The organism is Tunicatimonas sp. (assembly GCF_049647865.1).
Classification (GTDB): domain Bacteria; phylum Bacteroidota; class Bacteroidia; order Cytophagales; family Cyclobacteriaceae; genus Tunicatimonas.
This window is the reverse complement of the sequence record NZ_JBARYM010000025.1, coordinates 1-5,495: the sequence shown is the minus strand read 5'-3', so window position 1 is coordinate 5,495 and position 5,495 is coordinate 1. Positions and strand designations below refer to the sequence as shown.

The following is a 5,495-nucleotide window of genomic DNA, read 5'->3' as shown; positions in this document are numbered from 1 at the left end:
TTCAGGCTACCCTCTTTAATTCGTAATCGGCGCCCGTCATTATTTACTGCAACTAGTAGCGATTACTACCCCATTTAAGATAGATGTATGGTAAAATTTGGGAATGGTGGCTGATTATTTTACTTTTCGTTTAGACTCATTCGTACTATTGAGTGAGTAATTAACTAAAGAACAACCACCTACCATGAATAACAACAGTAGAAGAGCGTTTATTAAAAAAGTCGGCACGGCAACCTCGGCTGTTTTTGCTGCCCCTACCATAATCCCTGCTTCGGCATTGGGCAAAAACGGCCATATAGCACCTTCCGAGCGAATTAATATTGCATTTATTGGTGCTGGAAATCAGGCTGGGAATGATGTTAAAAGCTTCTTACCCGACGAACGAGTGCAGATAACCACAATCTGCGATGTGAATAAAAAAAGTGACGGGTACTGGAATGGCAAAGTAGCTGGACGAGAATTTATTATGCAACTCGTTGACGATTTCTATAGCGAGAAACACGGAAAAAAATACCAGTCGTGCCAGGGATACGAAGATTTTCGGGATGTGATTGCCCTCGATCATATTGATGCAGTAGAAATTGTGACCCCCGACCATTGGCACGCTATTCCCGTGCTGATGGCCGCTGCGGCAGGTAAAGATATTTATTGCCAAAAGCCGCTTGCTCTTACAATAGAGGAAGGCCGAGCCATGAGTGATGCCGTTAATAAACACCAAGTAGTTTTCCAGACGGGTAGTCAGCAACGCTCTGATGAGAACTTCCGCCGGGTTTGTGAGTTAGTGAGAAACGGTAAGATTGGAGAACTACAAACAGTGACCTGTAGCCTTCCTCCCGGCACTCCCGATTTTGGCAAGACCAGCCATCTTACTGAAACGGTTCCGGTACCGAAAGACTTTAACTACGACATGTGGCTAGGACCTGCTCCCGAAGCTCCGTATTGCCCCGCCCGCACCCACGTCAATTTCCGCTGGATACTAGATTACTCGGGCGGCATGGTTACCGATTGGGGAGGCCATCACCCGGATATTGCCCAGTGGGGTATGGACACTGAGTACACCGGTCCGGTAAAAATTCAGAATGCGCGAGCAACTTGGTCTGATCATCCGGTTTGGAATACGGCTACCGAGTTCCACTTTGAGTGTCTTTACGAAAACGGATTAAAACTGATTGTCACCAGCCAGGAAGGGCGCGGAATTAAATTTACTGGCACGGAAGGCAGCGTTTGGGCCAACCGAGGCAGCCACGATGCTGATCCAAAGAGTATATTAGATGCGGAGATTGGGCCAGACGAAATTCATCTCTACAAAAGTGATAATCACTTCCGCAACTTTATCGATTGTGTACTGTCCAGGGAAGAACCTATTGCCCCGGCTGAGGTAGCGCATCGGTCTATTACTATTGCTCACCTAGGTAATATCGCCATGATGCTCCAACAAGACCTGGATTGGGATCCTCAAGCGGAAAAGTTCATAGATAACTTCGCGGCTAACCAACTACTTTCTCGCTCCATGCGCGACCCTTGGGATAGCGTATTCAAAAAGTACGCCGTGTAAAGTACCTGATTCTGATTTTTGTAGAGACCAGAAGTGGGAAGTTCAGACTGAACGCTTTCCAATATAATTTCGGTTTCCAGTCTTTGATTTCCAAATTTTCACTCCATCTTTACCGGTGTTTTTTACGGTTGAAAATAGGATTACTGTATCAGTTTGCTTGATAGTCTGCTGAACTTTGGATAGTTTGAGGTTCAGATATTATTTTCATTACACAACTGTTGGGATAGTATGGTCAAGGAATATTTAGACGTATTGGAAGTATGGTATAAACAGCGAAAGCAAACCATTACGGCTTTTTCCGGGGGGATTGACTCTAGTTTAGTACTATACCTATCGCACTACTTCCTGGGTGACCAAGCCATTGGCTGCATTTCGGCTTCCGCCAGTTTGAAACAGCGCGATTTAGATTTGGCGATTGACTTCTGCCAGAAATATGGTATCAAGCTAGAGATCATTCGTACCGATGAGCTGAGTGATGAGAACTACTTACAGAATCCGGCCAACCGCTGCTACTTTTGTAAAAATCATTTGTATGTCGCCCTTAATTCGTTAAAAGAAACATACCCTGAGCACACTTTACTAAACGGCACCAATACGGACGATCTGGGTGACTATCGCCCAGGTTTGCAAGCGGCCAATGAACATAGTATAGAATCACCGTTTGTAGACTGTGGTCTTAACAAGCAAGCCGTACGAGAAATTGCTAAGTACCTCGGATTAGCCCATTGGGATAAACCGGCTAGTCCCTGTCTCAGCTCTCGAGTTCCCTACGGCGATAGCATTAGTACTCAAAAATTGAAGCAGATTGAAGCCGCCGAAGCCATTCTAAACCAGCACGGCTTTGCCGATGTACGGGTTCGCCACTTTGGAACTGAAGCCCGCGTAGAAGTACCGCCGGAAGAGGTAGCCCAGTTGCGAGCAGTATTTTTAATTGTTTCGGAAGAGATTAAGCAAGTAGGTTTTACTTTGTGCACTATTGATCAAGAAGGTTTGGTATCGGGCAAATTAAATCGGGCCTTGCATGAGTAACGAAAACTTCAACATTGACCTAGACCGGAAAGAGCGCTTAGGTTTTCCTGAAGTAATTTTTGGTCAGTCTAAAACAGTTGATCAGCTTAATAATATTCTCGATTACTACCAGCAAAAAGAAATTCCTGCTCTGGCAACTCGCGTTCAAGAGACAAAAGCCCAGCAGTTGCTAGAAGTATTTCCTGAAGCATTTTTTGATAAGGAATCAGGGGTATTTGGTTTGAATCTGAAAACATATAATGAATTAATTCCGGAAGTAGTCATCGTTTCGGGTGGTACTTCTGACGCTTACGTAGTCAATGAAGTTTTTTATACCCTACTCTTTCTGGGCCTGGCCGCCACCCGCATTCAGGATGTAGGTGTTTCCGGTCTGCACCGGTTGCTGAACCGCCTAGAGGAAATAAAAAACCATAAAATTATTGTTGCGGTAGCCGGTTTTGAGGCGGCATTGCCTACCGTGTTGGGCGGACTAGTGTCGCAACCTATTATTGCGGTACCTACTAGTGTGGGCTACGGAATAGCAGCAGATGGTCAAGTAGCATTGCATAGTTTATTGGCGAGCTGTGCTAACGGAATTACCGTCGTTAATATTGATAATGGTTACGGAGCAGCTATTGCGGCATTTCGGATGCTGCATACTTTTAATCCAAAACATACTAAGCAATGAGTGTACTATATATTGAACCTTTCGCGGGCTTGGCCGGAGACATGCTATTAAGCGCGCTCTGTGGCTTAGCTGATGGATACGACGAAGTAGCATCTTTGCCTGAAAAGCTCAACTTGCCCGACGGCAAAGTGGAAGTGAATACGGTAAACAAAAATGGAATTGTCTGTAAGCACATCAAAATTATTGATCTAAACGAAGACCAAGATAGTAGTCAAGAAACTACTACCCATTCCCACGAACATTCTCACAGTCATTCACACTCTCATACTCATTCACATACGCATAGTCACACGCATAAACCGGGGCACCACGCTCATCGCCACTTGTCTCATATCAATGAGATTATTGAAAAGGCTGAGATCAGCGATAATGCTAAAAAAATAGCAAAAGAGATATTTCTGATTATTGGTAAATCCGAATCCAAAGTACACGATATACCGCTGGAGAAAATTCATTTCCACGAAGTAAGTGCGGTAGATTCTATTCTAGATATTGTGGGTTGCGCGGTAATGCTAGATAAGTTGAACGTAGAAAAAACCTACTCCGATTCCGTGTGTGTGGGGAGCGGAACCGTGAAAACACAGCACGGAGTATTGCCCGTACCCGCTCCCGCCACGGCTGACATACTACGCGGAATCCCTACTTTTAAAGGAAATGAACCCGGTGAGAAGACCACGCCAACCGGTGCAGCAATTCTTCAGTACCTAAATCCTGAGTTCTCAGTTCCTACCTTACGGGTAGAGCAGTCAGCGTACGGGCCGGGCACTAAAGATTTTACGGTCGCCAATGTAGTACGGGTTTCTCTACTAGCCTCTTCTGGAGCCACCGAGCAAACTGAAATGTACGTGATAGAAACCCAGTTAGACGATACGTCTAGTGAAATTCTCGGTTCTGATTTTCAGCAGCAGTTGCTGGAATTAGGAGCATCTGATTTTTATTATACGCCTATTCAAATGAAAAAGGGAAGACCTGGACTAAAAATATCGGTGCTCGCTAGTACACTTTCCTTAGAGACAATCTGTGAATTTATACTGGAGCATACCCCTACCATTGGACTACGTTACTACCGAGTGGGTAAGCAGATGCTCAAGCGGAATGCCTTGGAAATTGACACTGAGTACGGTACAGTACGAGTTAAAGAATCTTTCAAGCCCTCTGGTCGTAGACAGCGCAAGATAGAATACGACAGCTTACGAGAGATTAGTAAGAAACTTGATAAATCAGTATTAGAAACGCAAGAACTATTGCGCCCGCTAGTGAAGGGTAAAGATTAATTTTAACATAGAGCCATAGAGCCATAGAGCAATCTAACAATTCTATTATTTCTGCACCGCTAGCATATCTTTTGAAACTAAACCTACTAGCTCATCTAAATGGTGTTCGAACTAACGCATACGTTTAAAAACCGCTAAGAAAGCGGGAGAATCTGTTTGAGAAATACCTAAGGATTCATTTTCCCTCCTGATCGAACCACTGATTCACTGTGTTGTGCACTCCTTCTATTACTACCTTTCGGAATAATGGAGATTCAGCTAGGTTAATCACAAATTGTTCGTCAGTTACCGGTACTTCACCCACCAACTTATATTCGTCAGCTTGTCCGCTACTTTTGAAATCATTGGTCGTGCTCACCCAAATCTTGGCGGTTCCTTCTTTTTCTACTGCCTGCCACGAGACAATAAGTTGTTGGCTTTCCAGTTGAATAGTTGGGCGAACTAATGAAACCGGGCCAACTAATGAAACTCCGTCTATTTCTCGTTTCTGCTCGGGAGTAATTTCAATGCTGAGAAAATCTGCCAACGTTGGCATAATATCAACAATGGCAGGCTGATGTTGATGAAAATAATTATTTAGGTTGGGAGAATTAGTGGTAATCCAGGTAGTACGCTCCCGCTCCGACTGCCCGCCATGATCCTTCCCGGTTTTAGCATCCCGACCGTGATCAGTGGTGATAATAATGAGCCACTCTTCGTTGAATTGTTGCTCCCGCTGTTGAATCGCACCCCAGATTTTCCCCACCTGTTCATCTACTAGCTTTACTGCCTCATCCATTCGCTCGCTATCCCCGTAACGGTGCCCCATATCATCGGTGTACTCCAGGTAAACCCACGATAAATCTGGGGCTTCTTGCTTAAGGTAACGAGCTGCTTCGGCTACAACGTGTTCGTCAATCTGCCGGATAAAGTCCCGGTCTTCATCGTGGGGAAACTGTACGGTATCCAACTCAAATCCATCGAAGTGGTA

5 protein-coding genes are annotated in these 5,495 nt (G+C 44.8%); 4 read left to right on the top strand and 1 reads right to left on the bottom strand.

The genetic code is table 11. From position 1 onward, the window contains the following. Positions 1-184 precede the first annotated feature (184 nt). From WBA23_RS01020 to larC, 4 genes are all read left to right on the top strand, one after another. Positions 185-1,555 carry a Gfo/Idh/MocA family protein gene (locus WBA23_RS01020; RefSeq protein WP_424580369.1) on the top strand — a complete coding sequence of 457 codons (1,371 nt, stop codon included), beginning with the start codon at positions 185-187 and terminating at the stop codon, positions 1,553-1,555. A 228-nt stretch (positions 1,556-1,783) separates the two neighbouring features. Then, positions 1,784-2,584: an ATP-dependent sacrificial sulfur transferase LarE gene (gene larE / locus WBA23_RS01015; protein WP_424580368.1), complete on the top strand. Its 801-nt coding sequence runs from the start codon at positions 1,784-1,786 to the stop codon at positions 2,582-2,584. Continuing rightward, a complete protein-coding gene (gene larB / locus WBA23_RS01010) occupies positions 2,577-3,251 on the top strand; it encodes a nickel pincer cofactor biosynthesis protein LarB (RefSeq protein ID WP_424580367.1) in 675 nt (224 codons plus the stop codon). The genes larE and larB overlap by 8 nt, the downstream gene beginning before the upstream one ends. After that, on the top strand, positions 3,248-4,525 hold the full coding sequence (gene larC / locus WBA23_RS01005) for a nickel pincer cofactor biosynthesis protein LarC (protein ID WP_424580366.1): 1,278 nt from the start codon (positions 3,248-3,250) through the stop codon (positions 4,523-4,525). Before larB ends, larC begins: the two co-directional genes overlap by 4 nt. 175 nt (positions 4,526-4,700) lie before the next feature. On the opposite strand, the gene WBA23_RS01000 is transcribed toward larC, so the two are convergent. Further along, the coding region (locus WBA23_RS01000) for an alkaline phosphatase family protein (protein WP_424580365.1) at positions 4,701-5,495 on the bottom strand (795 nt) is incomplete at its 5' end.